The organism is Pseudomonas proteolytica, from assembly GCF_007858275.1.
Classification (GTDB): Bacteria; Pseudomonadota; Gammaproteobacteria; order Pseudomonadales; family Pseudomonadaceae; genus Aquipseudomonas; species Aquipseudomonas proteolytica.
In genome coordinates this window covers 1-17,066 of the sequence record NZ_VFEV01000034.1, presented here as the reverse complement: position 1 = coordinate 17,066, position 17,066 = coordinate 1, and the positions used below count along the sequence as shown (strand labels likewise).

Genomic DNA, 17,066 nt, shown 5'->3' with positions numbered 1-17,066 from the left:
TGCTACACAGCGTGCGTCGCCGTTTTTCTTGCCGGCGCGCGCTTGACGCAATGCGCCAGTGCCTGCCCGATATCGGCCAGCAGGTCCGCGATGTCCTCCAGCCCCACCGACAAGCGCACCAGCCCTTCGGCAATCCCGTGCTGGGCCCGTTCCTCTGGGGTGTAGGTGGAGTGGGTCATGCTCGCCGGGTGCTGGGCCAGGGACTCCGCGTCGCCCAGGCTGACCGCGCGGCTGAACAGTTTGAGCGCGTTCATGAAGCGCCTGCCCGTGGCGATGCCGCCCTTGAGTTCAAAGGCAATCATGCCCCCTGACAGTTTCATCTGACGTGCCGCCAACTCGTATTGTGGGAAGGAGCGCAGGCCGGGGTAGGTCACCGACTCTACCGCCGGATGGGCCTGCAACGCCTCGGCCACGGCCTGGGCATTGCTGCAATGGCGATCCATGCGCAGCGCCAGGGTCTTGAGGCCACGCATCAATAAAAAGGCGTCCTGGGGCGACAGCACGGCCCCGGTCAGGTCCTTCAAGCCTTGCAGGCGAATGCGCTGCGCCAGGTCCTGGCGACTGACGGCGATGCCGGCGGTGATATCGCCGTGGCCGCTGAGGTATTTGGTGGCCGAGTGCACCACCACATCGGCGCCCAGTTCCAGCGGGCGTTGCAGGTAGGGGGTGCAGTAGGTGTTATCAATGACCACGGTAATGTTGGGCTGCTGATGGGCGATCTTGGCCACCGCGCCAATGTCGATCAATTGCAGGTTGGGGTTGGCCGGGGTTTCGCAGTAGATCATGCGGGTCGCGGGGGAGAGGGCGGCGCGCAGGGCGTCGAGGTCCGACAGGTCGACATGACGCACCTTGATGCCGAACTCGCCGATACCGTGGTGCAGCAGGGCGAAGGTGCAGCCGTATAACGTCTGGCTGACGATCACCTCATCGCCGGGCCGCAACAGGGTCCAGAACGTCGCTGCAATTGCGCCCATTCCGGAACTGAACGCCACCGCCGCTTCGCCGCCTTCCAGGGTGGCCATGCGTGATTCGAGCAAGGCCAGGGTCGGGTTGGAGATACGCGTGTAAAAGTGCCCGCTTTCTTCGCCGGCAAAACAGCCCGCGCCGTATTCGGCCGTAGGAAAGGCAAACGTTGCCGACAGATAAATCGGCGGCACCAGGGCACCATGATGGTCTTGCGCATCGTAGCCGTAGTGGATCGCACGGGTAGAAAAGCCGAATCCGCTGTGTTTGTTGTTCATGTAGGACTCTCCTTATTTCCTACAATGCTATGCTCATAACCGAGGCTGAACGTTGCCTACTTTGCTGGGAAAAACCGGCGGCAAAGGATGAAAACCCATAAAAATAACTATTCGAGGCAAGACATGCCTGTAGGACTCGACCGTATCGACAAAGCCCTGCTCAACGCCCTGCAAGGCAACGCCCGCCTGACCGTTGCCGAACTGGCCGACCGTGTCTCCCTGACCACCTCGCCGTGCTGGCGTCGGGTCAAGAACCTGGAAGACAGCGGCGTGATCAGCGGCTACCAGGCGATCCTCTCGCCCAAGGCCCTGGGCTACGGGGTCACGGCGTTTGTCAGCATCATGATGGACACCCACTCCAAGGAAATCGCCCGGGCGTTTGAGCAGCGGCTGCTGGACATCCCGGAAATCGTCGCCTGCCATAACGTGTCGGGGCGCTATGACTTTTTGCTGGAAGTGGTGGCCAAGGACCTGGAGTCGTTTGGCGAATTTGCCCGCGAGGTGTTGCAGACGTTGCCATGCGTGAAGGAAATCTATTCGAGCTTTTCCTACAAGTCCGTCAGGCCGTTGCGGGTGATCCCATTGCCGGGGTGAGCGCGCTACCTCCTAAAGATGCCCAAAGGCTGATGCCCAGTCCTGGCTGTTGAGTACCCCGAGCACTTTGAGCTTGCCGTGGCTGCCGACTTGGACAAACAGCGAACTGCTGTATTCGGCGCCATCGGGGTGGGGATAACCCAACACCCGCTCCAGGTCGGCGATGCATTCGCTGTGGGTGACCAGCAGCAGGTTACGCCCGGCGGCCTTGCGCGCCGGCAGATCGTGGGCGAGGGCGGGGCCACACAAGGTCAAGCGGTCAGGTAACACGCGGGCGTGGTCAAACATGAACTGCGACGTTTGCAGGGTGCGCGTGGCAGGGCTGCTCAACACATCACTGTGGGACATGCCCAGGGTCTGGAATGCGGCACCCACTGCGGCCGCCGCCATACCACCGGATCGGGTCAAGCCATCTGGAGGGCCCAGGCAGGGATTGCTGGAGCGATCGCAGCGTTCTGCATGACGCACCAGCACGATCAGGTTGCCATTGCGCCAAGCTGCCAGGGCCCCCGAAGTGACCAGGCGATTGTCGATGCCAAGGTTCTGCGGTGACGCAGGCCAGAGCATCGCGCCCATCACCGCCAGGCACAGGGCGATGAGTGCGATAAAACGCAGCCACAGTTGTTTGAGGGGTTTTGCCAGGCGCCGATCGGCGAGGAGTTTGGCCTGGATCATGTCAACCACACTGTTCACCCTGGGGAGTTCTTACATTGCTGATACGTCGGCAGGCAATCTAGTGTTCGGCGCGTGGCCGGCCAGTGAAATCAATGTGAAAAAAACGCGGTTGTCGCAGGGCGATGTTCGCGGTCGTTTCTGTAGGTCTGCGGTGCTTGAAAAGTAGGCAACTTCCCAAAGTTCATCCCCTAGCCGTTTTTCATCCCCGGGCTTGTGCCAGGCCCGTTCTGCTTACATATATTCCTACGCCCTATTCATTGCATCAGGGATGCGGGCGATGGCGCAGGCGTATATCAATGATCGGACCATAGATTTTTTGAGCTTGAAAACCCGTTTACTCAAAGACTCCAGCCACGCGCTGTCGGTGCAGTTCGATGCGTTGAACCTGCACTTGCGCCATGGCTTGGTCACGCCTGGGCAGATGGTGATTATTCCCGACGACTACGGCATGGCCTGCACCTTCAACGATGCCTGGTTGATGCGCCACGCCGAGCAAATCCGCCGCGGCCTGGAACAGGACGCGGCGCTCGGGACAGCAGTGGTCGGCCAATATGATTTGCTGCAAAGCCTGCTTGGCTACAGCTCATTGGGCGTAGGCAGCGCCACCTCGGCATGGGGCCGGCACCTGGATGAGGTCAGGCACACGCTGGAGGAGGTCGAACGGTTGCATCGCCAGCTTAAGGACGGCGTGCTGGACCGTAACAACTTCGTGCGCCACCGCCAGGTTTTGTTCAACAAACTGGAGGTGCAACTGCAAGGCGCGGCGCGGTTTGGTACCAGTTTGCAGAGCCATCAATCGTTGAAAAAGGTGCTGGGGATTTCGACCAAGAGCTATCTGCATAAAAGTGAAATTGTGGGTTACACCCAGCGCATCAAGAGCATTGCCCAGACGTCGAAGTTTTTGGGTAATGGCACGTATGTGGGGCTGGCGCTGGATGTGGGGGTGGCGGGGTTGGAGATCAAGGAGGCGTGTATGAAGGATCGGGGGGAGTTGTGTAGCAGGGCGAGGTATGTACAGGGGGGGACGTTGGTGGGCGGGGTTTCGGGGGCTGTGATGGGGGGGATGATTGCGGGGCGGATCAGTGGGAGTGCTTGCAGGATAGTTTTAGGTGTCGCGTTGAAAGGGCAGGGGCAATTGATGTGCGCGATTGTTGCTGGTGCTGTTGGCGGGAATAGCGGGGGGGCTTTGGGTGGGGTTATTGGAGAAGAGATGGGGGATTTTCTGTACAAGCCAGCAGGAATATAGATATGTCGTTATACACATTGATCCTGATAGTGCTGGCACTTGGAATGTATGTTTCCCTGGGCCTGACTTTGTACGGTCAGTACAAGAAACTGGATGAGTTGGAAAGCTATTTCAGCGAAAACGAAACAGTCCAGTACTACAAGCGGTTTTGGGGGAGAAACAAGCTGATTGATAGAACCATGCGCATGGGCGTGTTCGTGCAGTTCTTCACGTGGCCCGGTCACTTTGTGAAAAGTGGTGAGACGACCAGGGAAGAGCTGGACTCCGTCCCCTTGGCACTCAAGCGCTGGGCAACGTGGCCGTTTTACTTCTCGGTCATCTATTTCATGGCGTTGACGACCTGGGTCGTTTGGCGCAAGTGGTAGCCGAGCAAACCAAAGCCCAGCAGCGCCTGGGCTTTGTCGTTTCTTCCTACAGCGCTGATCGGCTCCTTCCCGCATTTATCTGAAAAAATACTGTACATGCATACAGTCATATCCTACAGTCCATCCCAGGTGAACGGATTCACCGCGCACCCAAGCCACAAATTTTTTAACTATGGATGGATAAAAAATGAAACCGAAAAAAGCCTTTATGCTGGGCGCGGCCATGGCGGCCTCCTGCTTCGTTTCGGCCTTTGCCCTGGCCGAGCAGTACCCTTCGCAAGCCCCGGCCAAGCTGTCCGCCCAAGCGGTCAAGCATGCGGTCGACCAGGCGCTGAAAGTGGGGGGCAAGGTCGAGTCGTCCAAGCTTGCGGCCGAACTCAAGCAAAAACTCCAGGCGGCCAAGGCCGGCAAGGCCAAGGCGGTGGCAAGCAAGGCCGCAGCCAGCAGCGCGCCGGTGGATACGGTGGTGGATGCGCTGCAAAAACCGGGCGAGAAACACCTGCAAGGCGCAGCGATTGCAGCCTTTGCCCCCCTGTTCCCGACCCTGGATATCAACACCCTGTACAACGTGACCGGCGTGGAGACCGGGGCGGAGGTGGCCTATCACTTCAACCTGGCGCAAAGCGCGCGCATCCAGGTCCAGTTGCTGAACCAGAGCGCCGGCACCGATATGTCGTTGAGCCTGTTCCATGACGACGGGCAGGGCAACCTGACGCTGCTGGGCACCTCTGATAACGCAGGCAGCGCCGACGAATACCTCAACGGCGTGATGCCCGCCGGCGATTATTACTGGTACATGGTGGCCAACACTGCGAGCAACTCGCAGTTCAGTTTTGGCGTGGCGGTGGACAGCAATATCGACGCCTTCGAGCCCAATGACACCGCGCAAACCGCGTTCGCGTTGCCGGATGCGCTGAACCAGGTGGCCGGTAACCTCGACAGCGTCAACGATGTCGATTACTTCGACTTCACTTCGCTGCGTGGCCAGGGCGTGGGCATGTTCCTCGGCGATGATGGCGCGGGCACACGCGAGCAGTGGATTTTCGAGCGCTTCGATGGCAACAACTGGGTCGTGATCCAGCCGAACAACACCTCCACCTACCCAAGCCTTACCCCGGGCTATGTCGTCAAGGTGCGGGTGCGGGCCAACCCGGCAGTGGCGCTCAACCCACAGGCGCGATACATCTTGTCCTTTGGCTCGGCGCCGCGCCTGAACCAGAGCAATGTGAATGGCGACAACGTGGTGCGTATCCCCAGTTCGATCATGCAACTGGCCACCCAGGCTGCTCGCAGCCTGAGCTGGAGCACCCAGTGGTCAGACAGCACCGGTGAGCCGCTGCGTGGCGTGACCCCGGTGCTGCGGGTCGACAAACGCTTCGACAACACCATCAACTACCATTGGGTCGACTACGAGGCCAAGACCGGTGTCACCGGTGCGGCGTCCGGCAACGTCGACCTGGGCACCTGCTCCGGCGATCTCAATGTGGTCTACCCAGACAGCTCGTCCGGCCAGACTTACAACTGGCGCACCTGGTTCAACATGGGCGGCTGGCGCATTGAGCTCAAGGAGTTCCCGGGTGTTGGCGTAGGCGGCAATATTTCGCAGTACGTCAGCCTGGGGCATATCTGCAGCCAGACCATCGTACGTTGATCCTGTAGACGCCGGCTTGCCGGCGACGAAGCCCTCAAGTCGTGCATTGACCTTGAGGGCTTCGTCGTTTCCTACAAAGCCAATGCCAGTTTCAGCGGCAAGCGCGCCATGCTGGTGTTCTTCAGCGAACCCAGGTACAGCCACTCACCCTCTTCGCGGGCGCTGGTGATGGGTGAATAGTTGCCCGCGCTGCCATCCTGCAGGTTGGCCACCACCTGACCATTCACATCCAGCCCCAGCACAAAGGCTTTGCGCTCGATGGGCTTGGGCACCACCATCAGCGCCCGCACCATCATCTTGCGTATCGCGGGGTAACCGGCCAAGCCATCGAGCAGTGGGTTACGCGGCGAATACAGCGCCACCCAGAACCGATCCCGACCATTGAAGGTGAGGTTGTCCGGCAGCCCTGGCAGGTTGTCGATAAACAGGTCATGGGTACCCGCCTTGTCGCCCTTGAGCCAATAGCGACTGATGCGATAGGCCCCGGTTTCATTGACCAACACATAGCTTTCATCTGGCCCCAGGGCCACGCCGTTGGCGAATTGCAGATGATCGAGCAAGACGTCGGTCTGGCCGTTGCTGAAGTCATAACGCAACAACCGACCATCGCCACCATGCTCGATCACCGCCTCACCATCCTGCCCATAGCCCCAGCGGCTGGAGGCATCGCTGAAATAGCCATAGCGTCCGGCGGCGTCCACCGTCACATCATCGGTAAACCCGAAGGGTACGCCGTTGGCGCTGGTGCTCAGGGTGCTCAACGTGCGCTGGGCGTCCAAGGCCAGCAAGCCCTTGATCCCATCGGCAATGATCAGGCGCCCGTCGGGGTGCAGTGCCAGGCCCAGTGGGCGGCCACCGGTGTTGGCCAGCACTTCCAGGGTCTTGCTGTCTGGCGCGGTGCGGATGATCCGCCCGTCATGCAGGCCAGTGACCAGCAAGCCCTGGGCATCCACCAGCAAGGCCTCGGGCCCGGCGATGTCCTGGGCGCCAATGCGCTGGACATCCTTCAGGCGCTGGTTCTCGCTATAGGGCCCCGTTTGCAGGGACGGAGCCTTGGGCGGGGCCCAGTTGACCGGCTGGACCTCGGTGGGCATCAGCAGCAAAAAGGCGACGATGGCGATCAATACCAGCAACAGCAGATGACGGATTTTTTGGCTCATGGTGCTTCCCGAGAGTCTTTGGAGGGGGTTGAGACGGGCTCCCAGTGCAGCGTGCCGAACAGATAGTCCATCAATGGCAGCACGATGTTGAAGTTGCGTCCTTGCATCAATTCGCGGCGGTGGTGCAACGCATGGAGTTGGTGCATATGGCGGATCCATGGCAAGCGGGCCAAGGGGTGCCCGGCAGGCAGGTGTTCGCAGGCATGGAAGGTTTCGTAGAGCAGGTAACCGAGGATCATGCACCCGGCGAACAGCCCGGCGACGTTCGGGTTGAGTTGCTTGAGCAGCCACCAGGCGGGGAGGGTGATGGCCAGGCTGTGGAGCACGATCAGCCAGGCCGGAAACAGAATCACCCGCCAGTCCCTGGGGCTGTCATAGGTCATGTGGCCGGGGGTGAAGAAGCTGTGGTGATCACCGGTGTGGCGTGCATAAAACAGCTTGGAAAACCCATGTTTGTGATGGCCCAGGTGGCGATGGACGAGGTAAATGCACAGGTTGAAGAACACCAGTGTCAGGGGCACGGCCAGCCATTCCCAGGCTTGAATCCGTTGGGTGCTGCCCCAGGCCAGCATGATGCAGAGCAAACCGTAGCTGAGCACAAAGCCGGCATGCAGCCACGGGTTATAGCGCGGGTGGACAGCGGCGCGGTAGCGTTCGCGAAAAGCCTCGGTGGGATGGGTCATGGCGGCGCTCGTTATATTTTTTGTTGGGGACCAAGCTTAGTCCGGCCTGCCAATTTTGCGAACTGAGCTCGCCCCGACAGGTGCAAGGGGCTTGCACCTGCCTCATTTACTTGCTAGCTTCTGCCAAAATGTTAACGATAACATTTGCTCTAAAAATAAAAACAAAACAGAGACCCACGCCATGAAAATGCTTCGCAAAACCCTGTGTTTGTTGGCTCTAAGCATCTCCACCGTCGCCCTGGCCGACACCCGGCCTGCGCCTCTGCGCATTGGCGCTTCCTTCCAGGAAATCAACAACCCGTACTTCGTCACCATGAAAGATGCCCTGCAAGACGCAGCGGCGACCATCGGCGCGCAATTGATCATCACCGATGCCCGCCACGATGTGTCCAAGCAGGTCAGTGACGTCGAAGACATGCTGCAAAAGGGCATCGATATCCTGCTGATCAACCCCACGGATTCGGTGGGCGTACAGTCCGCCGTCAAATCGGCCCATGCCGCCGGTGTCGTGGTGGTCGCGGTAGACGCCCAGGCCGATGGCCCGCTGGACTCCTTCGTCGGCTCAAAGAACTTCGACGCCGGCTTCCAGGCCTGTGAATACCTGGCGAAAAACATCGGTGACGCCGGCAATATCGCAATCCTCGACGGCATCGCCGTGGTGCCGATCCTCGAGCGCGTGCGCGGTTGCAAGGAGGCCGTGGCCAAGCATCCGCAGATCAAGATCGTCAGCATCCAGAACGGCAAGCAAGAGCGTGACCAGGCACTGACCGTGACCGAAAACATGCTCCAGGCCCAACCCACCCTCAAGGGCATTTTCAGCGTCAATGACAACGGCTCCCTTGGCGCACTGTCGGCCATCGAGGCCAGCGGCATGGACGTCAAACTGGTCAGCGTCGACGGTGCGCCGGAAGCGATCAAGGCCATCCTCAAGCCTGGCAGCAAGTTCATCGCCACCTCGGCGCAATACCCGCGCGACCAGATCCGCCTGGCCCTGGGCATCGCCCTGGCCAAGAAGTGGGGCTCGCAAGTGCCCGCCACCCTCCCGGTGGATATCACTCTGATCGATCAGGCCAAGGCCAAGGACTTCAGCTTGTAAACCGTCCGCGCCCCACGTCAAGCGTGGGGCCCTGGGCACCCTTCTGAACGAGAGGTCGGCGGCATGAGCAGTCTTTTGCAACTGGAAAACATCTGTAAACGCTACCCGGGGGTGCAAGCCCTCAAGTCCATCAACCTGCAAGTGGAGCGCGGCGAAATCCATGCTTTGCTCGGGGAAAATGGCGCGGGTAAATCGACCCTGATGAAAATCCTCGGCGGGGTCGAGCACCAGGATGAAGGGCGCATCCTGATCGACGGCCAGGCGCAGCAGTTCGCGACCTATCGTGACGCGATTGCCGCTGGCATCGGCATTGTGTTCCAGGAGTTCAGCCTGATTCCCTACCTCACGGCAGTGGAAAACATTTTCCTCGGCCATGAGCTGAACAACCGCTTCGGCCTGCTGCGCAAGCGCGATATGCATCAAGCGTCCCAGGCGTTGTTCCAACGCCTGGGCGTGAGCATCGACCTGCAATGCCCGGTCAAGCACCTGAGCGTGGCCGAGCAACAGTTTGTCGAGATCGCCAAGGCCCTGGCCCTGGATGCGCGGCTGTTGGTGCTCGACGAACCCACCGCGACCCTTACGCCAAGCGAGGCCGAGCTGCTGTTCGAGATCATGCGTGAGCTCAAGCGCCAGGGCGTGGCCGTGATTTTTATCTCCCATCACCTCGAAGAAATTTTCCAGGTGTGCGACCGCATCAGCGTATTGCGCGACGGCGGCAACGCCGGCGTGACGGATGTGGCGGACAGCGATATCGACCGCCTGGTCGAGATGATGGTGGGCCGGAAACTGGAATGCAGCTTCCCCCCCAAACCCACCGCCGCGCGCGGGCCGTTGCTGCTGGAGGTCAAGGACATCCAGCTCAAGCGCAACGGCCCGCACAACCAGTTCCAGCTGCACCAGGGCGAAATACTCGGGTTTGCCGGGCTGGTCGGCTCGGGCCGCACCGAACTGGCCCTGGGCATGATGGGCGCGCTGGCGTCGGTGACCAAGGATGTGTGGCTGCGCGGGGTAAAAGTCAGCCTCGACGACCCGGCCCAGGCCTTGGCCCAGGGTATCGGCCTGCTGCCGGAAAGCCGCAAGAGCGAAGGCCTGATCACCGATTTCAGCATTCGCGAAAACATCTCCATCAACAACCTGCGCAAATACCAGGGTGCCTGCGGCCTGATCGACAAGACCAAGGAGTGCGCCAGTGTCGATGAGCTGATGCGCCAGCTGTCGATCAAGGCGCCGAGCGGCGAAAGCCGGGTGTTCAACCTCAGTGGCGGCAACCAGCAGAAAGTAGTGATTGCACGCTGGATCAACCATCACTGCGACGTGCTGGTGTTCGACGAACCCACCCGTGGCATCGACGTCGGCGCCAAGGCACAGATCTACGCGCTGATGCGCAAGCTCACCGAGCAAGGCTACGCAATCATCATGATTTCTTCGGAGCTGCCGGAAATCATCGGCATGTGCGACCGCGTCGCCGTGTTCCACAAAGGCGCGATCGTCAAGGTACTGGAAGCGTCCGCCGTCAACCCACAAGAGGTTATGCGCCATGCAACAGGGGGCTCAAGTGAATACGTCCATTAACCGCGCCGAGACCGGCAGGCTGCGCCTGAACCTGGCGCGGCTGGTGCGCTCGCCGGCGTTTTATCCGTTTATCGGGCTATTGGTGGTCACGGCCGTGATGATCGTCGCCAGTGATACTTTCCTCACCGCCAGCAACCTGTCCAATATCGCCCGCCAAGTGTCGATCAACGCGATCATCGCGGTGGGCATGACCTGCGTGATCCTGACCGGTGGCATCGATTTGTCAGTGGGGCCGGTGATGGCCTTGTCCGGCACCCTGACCGCCGGCCTGATGGTCGCGGGCCTGCCGCCGGGCCTGGCGATTGGCGCCGGATTGCTGATCGGCGTGGCGTTTGGTATCGGCAACGGTCTGTTCGTGGCCTACCTGCATATGCCACCGATCATCGTCACCCTGGCGACCATGGGCATCGCCCGTGGCTTTGGCCTGATGTACACCGACGGCTATCCGATTTCCGGGCTGCCGGAGTGGTTCGCGTTCTTTGGCCGTGAAAGCCTGCTGGGCATCCAGGTACCGATCCTGATCATGCTGGTCACCTACCTGGTGGCCTATGTGCTGCTGCAACACACGCGCATCGGTCGCTATATCTACGCCATTGGCGGCAATGAAGAAGCGGTGCGTTTGTCTGGGGTGCGGGCGGCGCGTTTCAAGTTGCTGGTATACGGCCTCAGTGGCCTGACCGCGGCGATTGCGGGGCTGGTGCTGACCTCGCGCCTGATGAGTGGCCAGCCCAATGCGGGCATCGGTTTTGAACTGGATGCGATTGCTGCTGTGGTCCTGGGCGGCGCCTCGATTGCCGGTGGGCGCGGGGTGATTGTCGGCACCTTGCTTGGCGCCATGCTGCTCGGGGTGTTGAACAACGGCCTGAACATGCTCGGGGTCTCGCCCTATGTGCAGAGCGTGATCAAGGGCGCAATTATTTTGCTGGCGATCTTTATCAGCCGTCAGCGCCACAAGTAAAAAAAACCATCACCGCAACGCGGCCGCCGTGGCCGCGACGGGCTCTCTCATCTTCAATAAAGGTCAGTACACCATGGATAAGCACACCCAAATGCAAGCCGTCGTCTGCCACGGCCCGAAAGACTACCGCCTGGAGCGCATCAGCAAACCCCAGGCGCGGCCCAATGAACTGGTGATCCGCATTGCCGCCTGCGGCATCTGCGCCAGTGACTGCAAATGCCACTCGGGCGCGGCGATGTTCTGGGGCGGCGACAACCCCTGGGTCAAGGCGCCGGTGGTGCCGGGGCATGAGTTTTTTGGCTATGTGGAGCAAGTGGGCGAGGGCGCCGAGGAGCACTTCGAGGTCAAGGTGGGCGACAAGGTGATCGCCGAGCAGATCGTGCCTTGTGGCAAGTGCCGTTTCTGCAAGTCCGGCAAGTACTGGATGTGCGAGGTGCACAACATCTTCGGCTTCCAGCGCGAAGTGGCCGAAGGCGGCATGGCCCAGTACATGCGTATCCCCAAGACGGCCATCGTGCACAAGATTCCCGAGTCGGTGTCCCTTGAAGATTCGGCCTTGATCGAGCCGATGGCCTGCGCGATTCATACGGTCAACCGTGGCGACCTGCAGCTCGACGACGTGGTGGTGATTGCCGGCGCGGGCACCCTGGGCCTGTGCATGGTGCAGGTGGCCGCCTTGAAAACCCCGAAAAAACTGGTGGTCATCGACATGGTCGACGAGCGCCTGGCGCTGGCGAAAAAATACGGCGCCGATGTCGTGATCAACCCCGCCCGGGACAACGCCCGCGAGATCATCAATAGCCTGACCGACAACTACGGCTGCGACGTGTACATCGAGACTACCGGCGTGCCGGCCGGCGTGACCCAGGGCCTGGAGCTGATCCGCAAGCTGGGGCGCTTTGTCGAGTTCAGCGTATTCGGTGCCGAGACCAGCGCCGACTGGTCGATCATCGGTGACCGCAAGGAGCTGGACGTACGCGGCGCGCACCTGGGGCCGTATTGCTACCCGGTGGCCATCGACCTGTTCGAACGTGGCCTGGTGACGTCCAAGGGCATCGTCACCCATGACTTCCCGCTGGATAACTGGGCTGAAGCGTTCGACCTGGCCAACTCGGTGAAGTCGATCAAGGTGCTGCTCAAGCCAGGACAATGACTATGCATTATGTGATTGGCGTAGACATAGGCACCCAAAGCACCAAGGCGCTGTTGGTGGATGGCGAGGGTCGGATCATCGCCCAGCACAGCCAGGGCTATCGCGTGGATACCCCGAAAGTACGCTGGGCCGAGCAGTGGCCGCAGGTCTGGCTGGATGCGGTCGAAAGTTGCGTCAACCACTGCATGGCCAAGTCCGGTGTACACAAGGAGGCGGTCAAGGCGCTGTGTATCAGCAGCCTTTACGGCGGCTCGGGAATTGCCGTGGATGCCGCTATCAAGCCGCTGCATCCGTGCCTGATCTGGATGGACCGCCGCGCCGGCGAGCAGGTGGCCTGGGTGCGCGAACATGTCGACCTGGAGCGCCTGTTCGCGATTACCGGCAACTCGGTGGACAGCTACTACGGTTTCACCAAGATGCTCTGGCTCAAGCAGCACCAACCCCAGGTCTGGGCCAACACCCGCTACCTGCTGCCGCCCAACAGCTATATCAACTACTGCCTGACCGGTGAGGTGGCGGTGGATCACAGCAGCGCCGGCAACATCGGCGGCATCTACGATGTGGCCGCGCGCGGCTGGTCTGCCGAGATGCTGGCGGCGCTGGATATCCCGTTGGCGATGATGCCCGAGCGCTTGCTGTATTCGGGCGAAGCGGTGGGCGGCCTACTGCCGGAATGGGCGCAACGCCTGGGCCTGGCGGCGGGCATGCCGGTGCTGGCCGGTGGTGTCGACGCGGCCATGGCGACCCTGGCGGCCGGCGTCACCCGGCCGGGCAACCACGTGGCGATGATCGGCACCAGCATGTGCTGGGGCTACCTCAACCAACAGGTGGATGCCCGGCATGGCCTGGTGAGCATGCCCCATGTCTACAACGGTCAGCAGGACCTGTACATCTTCGGCGGCGCGATTACCGCCGGCGCCTCGGTGAGCTGGTTTCGCGAGCAGTTCTGCCAGGCCGAGGAACAACAGGCCAAAGACACCGGCCAGGACAGCCTGTGGCTGCTGGAACAGAGCGCGCGCAAGATCCCGGCGGGCAGTGAGGGGCTGTTGTTTTTGCCGTACCTGATGGGTGAGCGCAGCCCGGTATGGGATGACCAGGCCAGCGGCAGTTTTGTCGGCCTGAACCTGTATCACAGCCGCATCCACCTGTACCGCGCGGTGCTCGAAGGCGTGAGTTTTGCCCTGCGGCACAACATCGAGGCAGGCATGCGTGGTGCCCATTCACTGGACCCACGGTTGATCGTGGTGGGCGGGGCGAGCCATTCGGATTTGTGGATGCAGATCATTGCCGATGTGACCCGCTACCCGGTGTACACCATCGTCCAGGAAGTGGAGGCGGCATTGGGTGCGGCGTTGTTGGCGGCGCATACGGTGGGGCTGGTGGACACCGCGCAGATGGAAAAAGGCTGGGTGCAGTTGGAGCTGCGGGCTGAGCCTGGGGCTGAGAATGTGCAGGCATACGACCGCGCTTTTGCCGACTACCTGAAGCTGTATCCGGCACTCAAGCCGGTGATGCACAGCCTGCAAACGAGTTAAGTGAACACGGACCAAAATGTGGGAGCTGGCTTGCCTGCGATAGCGGTGTATCAGTCGATAAATCTGCTGGCTGACCTGCCGCCATCGCCGGCAAGCCAGCTCCCACATGGGCTCTCTATTGCTTTGGGATATTCATTGATGACCACCACCTTCGACTTCACCCACCAACGCATCCTCGTCACCGGTGCCAGCAGCGGCATCGGCCGGGAAATCGCCCTGCAACTGCTCGCCAGCGGCGCCCAGGTTTTTGCCATCGGCCGTGACGCCAACGCGCTCGCGCAATTGGGTTGCGAAACCCTGTGCCTGGACATTGCCAACAGCGCGGCCCTGGATGCGGCCCTCAAGGACCTGCCGCCGATGCACGGCCTGGTCAATTGCGCCGGTATCTCGCGCCTGGAGCCGGCAGCGGCGATCAGCAGCGCAGCCTTTGACCTGGTGATGAACGTCAACGCCCGCGCCGCCGCGCAAGTCGCCAGCCGAGTGGCGGCGGCGATGATCGCCGCAGGTATTGCTGGCAGCATCGTCAACGTCTCCAGCCAGGCTTCACTGGTGGCACTGGACGACCACCTCGGCTATTGCGCGTCCAAGGCCGCCCTGGATGCGATCACCCGCGTGCAATGTGCTGAATGGGGGCGTTTCGGGATCCGGGTCAACAGCGTCAACCCCACCGTGACCCTGACGCCGATGGCGCAACAGGCCTGGTCCGATCCGGCCAAGCGCGACCCGGCGTTGGCGGCGATACCCTTGGGACGCTTCGCCCAACCGCACGAAGTGGCGTTACCGGTGCTGTTCCTGTTGAGCGAGGCGGCGAGCATGATCAGCGGGGTCAGCCTGCCGATCGATGGCGGCTACACCAGCCGCTAGCCGTTTTCCAGGGTACCGGCAATCACCACCTTGTCCCGTGGCTTGTACGGGTCTTGCAGGCGGTCGAGCAACAGGCGCACCGCACTGCTGCCGGCCAGCGACGCATCGTGGGCCACGCAGGCAATCGGCACGCCGAAGATATCGGCAAAGGGCAAGCGGTCGATGCCACAGATGGTCAGGCTGTCGTGGGGGATGTTGTGCATGCGCAGGGCGCGCAAGGCGCCGAGGGTGATCAACTGGTTGAACCCCATGATCGCGTCCGGCGCAGCGTGTGCGGCCAGGTAGTCGAGGGTGTGCAGGTAGGAGGGCATCAAGGTGTAGTCGCCGGCGCACACTTGGACCTGCACCTGGGGATGCTCGGCCAGTACTTCGCGCAGGCCCTTGAGGCGCTCTACGGTGATGCGCGAATGCTCAGGCCCGGTCAGCACCAGCAGGCGCTTGAGCGCCGGGTTGTGGCGCAACAGGTATTGCGCGGCTTCGATCCCGCTGTGGTAGTTGTCCAGCACCACGCGGCTGAACGGGCTGTCGTGGATCGTGCGGTCGAGCAGCACCACCGGCGTCTTGCCGTTGCCCAGGCGCTCCAGGTAATCGGGCTGGTAGTCGGGCTCGTCGGAGACCGGCGACAGGATGATCCCCGCCACGCGATAACCCAGCAGGGTGTCCACGGCCTTGCTTTCGAGTTCTTCCAGCTCGTCGGTGTCCACCAGCATGATGGTGTAGCCGTGCTTTTTCGCCTCGCGGGAAATCGCCTTGATCATCTCGCTGTAGAACGGGTTGTCGACCGATGCGGTGATCACCCCGATGATCAGGCTTTCGCTGCGCTTGAGCCCACGGGCGAAGGCGTTGGGCACGTAGTCCAGCTCGCGTGCCACCTCAAGGATGCGTGCCAGGGTGGCGGGCTTGACCAGGTCGGGTTTACTCAACGCCCGCGACACCGTGATGGTGGTCATATTGACCCGCTTGGCGATGTCGCTGATGGTGACGGATTTTTTCTTGTTCATCGACAGGGCAGACCAGGAGAAAACATCAGGAGGCTAACATGGGCAGGGGTTCAAAGCACCGGATCCCAGCGTTGCGACCAATCGCTTTCGGCCTTCACCACCCCGCGCAGTAGCACCAGGGCTTGCTGCAGGATCGCCGAATCGCGCTCGCGCGAGTACACAAGGTAAGTCGGGAAACTGAACTCCGGAGCCTTGGGTACACGCTCCATTACTCCGCTTTCGAGGTAACTCTGCACCACCCGCGTGCGGAAATAGCCGCTGCCGCCGTTCTCCAGAATGTATTGCAGGGCCAGTGGCCCCAAGTTGAAACTCACCGCGGCGCGGGCCTTGTCGGGCAGGGCGGCGTCGTGTTGCTGGCGAAAGCCCGGGCCCCAATCGATATACACATAGGGATCGGGACGGGCGGCCAGGCGCACCAGGATCAGTTTTTCTTCCAGCACCTGCTCCACCTGCAACCCCGGCCAGTACTGCGGCTGGAACACCAGCGCGGCATCCAGCACGCCCAGTTCCAGCTGGCGCAACAGGTATTCACCGTCACGCACTTCGGTGCGCAGTGCATGGCTGGGGATGTGCTCGCGCAGGGCCTTGGCCCAGCCGAGCATCAACGGGTTGCACAGGCTGACTTCGCCGCCGATATGCAACACATTGCGATAGCCCTCGGGCAACGGCAGGTCACGGCGTGCGGCTTCCCAGGTCTGCACCAGTTGATTGGCATACACCACGAACGCCTCGCCATCGGCAGTCAAGCGCGCCCCGGCGCGGTTGCGCACAAACAGCGTACTGTCGAGCTGGCTTTCGAGCTTTTGCACACGTGCGGTAATGGCGGTCTGGGTGACGTGCAACTTCTCGGCGGCTGCGGCCAGGCTGCCGCAGCGGGTGATTTCCAGGAAAGTGCGTGCCAGTTCGATGTCCATGTCGGCTCCGGAGAGGGGGGAGGGGCATTGTAGTGTGACAATCGAAAATCGGTGTGTGAAATGCGATGAGTGTGGGAGCTGGCTTGCCTGCGATGGTTCTTGGGGTTGGGTACATATCCGTTGCTGCGGTCACGGCCACTTAAGGTTCCGCCCTTACGGCGGGTCACTTTCGAAGAGCCGGAGTGCCGGCCCAGTCCAAAGTAACCAAAGCGCTCTTGCCCCACCACTCGGCACCTCGCCTAGGCTCGGTGTGCCCGTAATCCGACATTGATTTGGGGGGCCGCCGCGATGGGCCATCCATGGCCCAGCGCGGCTAAACCGGCGTCCTGCCGGTTTACCCCCCAAATCAATATCGGAT

Annotated in this window: 16 protein-coding genes; 10 read left to right on the top strand and 6 right to left on the bottom strand. The window is 61.4% G+C overall.

Annotation, left to right across the window (positions count from 1 at the left end):
• Positions 1 to 2: 2 nt before the first annotated feature.
• Positions 3 to 1,241: a methionine gamma-lyase gene (locus FIV38_RS21755; protein WP_092238603.1), complete on the bottom strand. Its 1,239-nt coding sequence runs from the start codon at positions 1,239 to 1,241 to the stop codon at positions 3 to 5.
• Positions 1,242 to 1,364: 123 nt separating this feature from the next.
• Between FIV38_RS21755 and FIV38_RS21750 the strand changes: the two genes are divergently transcribed.
• Positions 1,365 to 1,835, top strand: coding sequence for an Lrp/AsnC family transcriptional regulator (locus tag FIV38_RS21750; protein ID WP_092238606.1), 471 nt, complete (start codon positions 1,365 to 1,367; stop codon positions 1,833 to 1,835).
• 12 nt (positions 1,836 to 1,847) lie between these two features.
• On the opposite strand, the gene pmrG is transcribed toward FIV38_RS21750, so the two are convergent.
• Positions 1,848 to 2,528, bottom strand: a complete 681-nt coding sequence (pmrG, locus tag FIV38_RS21745) for a lipopolysaccharide core heptose(II)-phosphate phosphatase PmrG (protein ID WP_235861126.1) — start codon at positions 2,526 to 2,528, stop codon at positions 1,848 to 1,850.
• Positions 2,529 to 2,787: 259 nt separating this feature from the next.
• Between pmrG and FIV38_RS21740 the strand changes: the two genes are divergently transcribed.
• From FIV38_RS21740 to FIV38_RS21730, 3 genes are all read left to right on the top strand, one after another.
• The gene (locus FIV38_RS21740) at positions 2,788 to 3,756 is read left to right on the top strand and encodes a hypothetical protein (protein WP_092238609.1); all 969 of its coding nucleotides are present in this window, start codon (positions 2,788 to 2,790) and stop codon (positions 3,754 to 3,756) included.
• Positions 3,757 to 3,758: 2 nt separating this feature from the next.
• A complete protein-coding gene (locus FIV38_RS21735; RefSeq protein ID WP_092238612.1) occupies positions 3,759 to 4,121 on the top strand; it encodes a hypothetical protein in 363 nt (120 codons plus the stop codon).
• A 187-nt stretch (positions 4,122 to 4,308) separates the two neighbouring features.
• Positions 4,309 to 5,772 carry a hypothetical protein gene (locus FIV38_RS21730; RefSeq protein WP_092238615.1) on the top strand — a complete coding sequence of 488 codons (1,464 nt, stop codon included), beginning with the start codon at positions 4,309 to 4,311 and terminating at the stop codon, positions 5,770 to 5,772.
• Positions 5,773 to 5,843: 71 nt separating this feature from the next.
• On the opposite strand, the gene FIV38_RS21725 is transcribed toward FIV38_RS21730, so the two are convergent.
• Together FIV38_RS21725 and FIV38_RS21720 are read right to left on the bottom strand one after the other, a co-directional pair.
• Positions 5,844 to 6,932 (bottom strand): SMP-30/gluconolactonase/LRE family protein, encoded by a 1,089-nt coding sequence (locus FIV38_RS21725; protein ID WP_029293264.1) that lies wholly within the window; start codon positions 6,930 to 6,932, stop codon positions 5,844 to 5,846.
• Positions 6,929 to 7,615, bottom strand: coding sequence for a sterol desaturase family protein (locus FIV38_RS21720; RefSeq protein ID WP_092238617.1), 687 nt, complete (start codon positions 7,613 to 7,615; stop codon positions 6,929 to 6,931). The genes FIV38_RS21725 and FIV38_RS21720 overlap by 4 nt, the downstream gene beginning before the upstream one ends.
• Before the next feature lie 181 nt (positions 7,616 to 7,796).
• Between FIV38_RS21720 and FIV38_RS21715 the strand changes: the two genes are divergently transcribed.
• From FIV38_RS21715 to FIV38_RS21690, 6 genes are all read left to right on the top strand, one after another.
• Positions 7,797 to 8,711: a substrate-binding domain-containing protein gene (locus FIV38_RS21715; RefSeq protein WP_092238620.1), complete on the top strand. Its 915-nt coding sequence runs from the start codon at positions 7,797 to 7,799 to the stop codon at positions 8,709 to 8,711.
• 63 nt (positions 8,712 to 8,774) lie between these two features.
• Positions 8,775 to 10,283 carry a sugar ABC transporter ATP-binding protein gene (locus tag FIV38_RS21710; RefSeq protein WP_070996394.1) on the top strand — a complete coding sequence of 503 codons (1,509 nt, stop codon included), beginning with the start codon at positions 8,775 to 8,777 and terminating at the stop codon, positions 10,281 to 10,283.
• Positions 10,249 to 11,241, top strand: a complete 993-nt coding sequence (locus FIV38_RS21705) for an ABC transporter permease (RefSeq protein ID WP_092239368.1) — start codon at positions 10,249 to 10,251, stop codon at positions 11,239 to 11,241. Before FIV38_RS21710 ends, FIV38_RS21705 begins: the two co-directional genes overlap by 35 nt.
• 73 nt (positions 11,242 to 11,314) lie before the next feature.
• Entirely contained in the window at positions 11,315 to 12,394 is a 1,080-nt protein-coding gene (locus tag FIV38_RS21700) for an alcohol dehydrogenase catalytic domain-containing protein (protein ID WP_070996393.1), read from the top strand.
• A 2-nt stretch (positions 12,395 to 12,396) separates the two neighbouring features.
• Complete coding sequence (locus FIV38_RS21695; RefSeq protein WP_092238623.1) at positions 12,397 to 13,929, top strand: FGGY-family carbohydrate kinase; 1,533 nt, start codon at positions 12,397 to 12,399, stop codon at positions 13,927 to 13,929.
• Between the two features lie 138 nt (positions 13,930 to 14,067).
• A complete protein-coding gene (locus FIV38_RS21690) occupies positions 14,068 to 14,793 on the top strand; it encodes an SDR family oxidoreductase (RefSeq protein ID WP_092238626.1) in 726 nt (241 codons plus the stop codon).
• Here FIV38_RS21690 and FIV38_RS21685 read toward each other — a convergent pair.
• Both FIV38_RS21685 and FIV38_RS21680 read right to left on the bottom strand, forming a co-directional pair.
• Entirely contained in the window at positions 14,790 to 15,794 is a 1,005-nt protein-coding gene (locus tag FIV38_RS21685) for a LacI family DNA-binding transcriptional regulator (protein ID WP_029293275.1), read from the bottom strand. The genes FIV38_RS21690 and FIV38_RS21685 overlap by 4 nt on opposite strands.
• A 50-nt stretch (positions 15,795 to 15,844) precedes the next feature.
• The gene (locus FIV38_RS21680; RefSeq protein WP_029293277.1) at positions 15,845 to 16,708 is read right to left on the bottom strand and encodes a LysR family transcriptional regulator; all 864 of its coding nucleotides are present in this window, start codon (positions 16,706 to 16,708) and stop codon (positions 15,845 to 15,847) included.
• Positions 16,709 to 17,066: the final 358 nt, after the last annotated feature.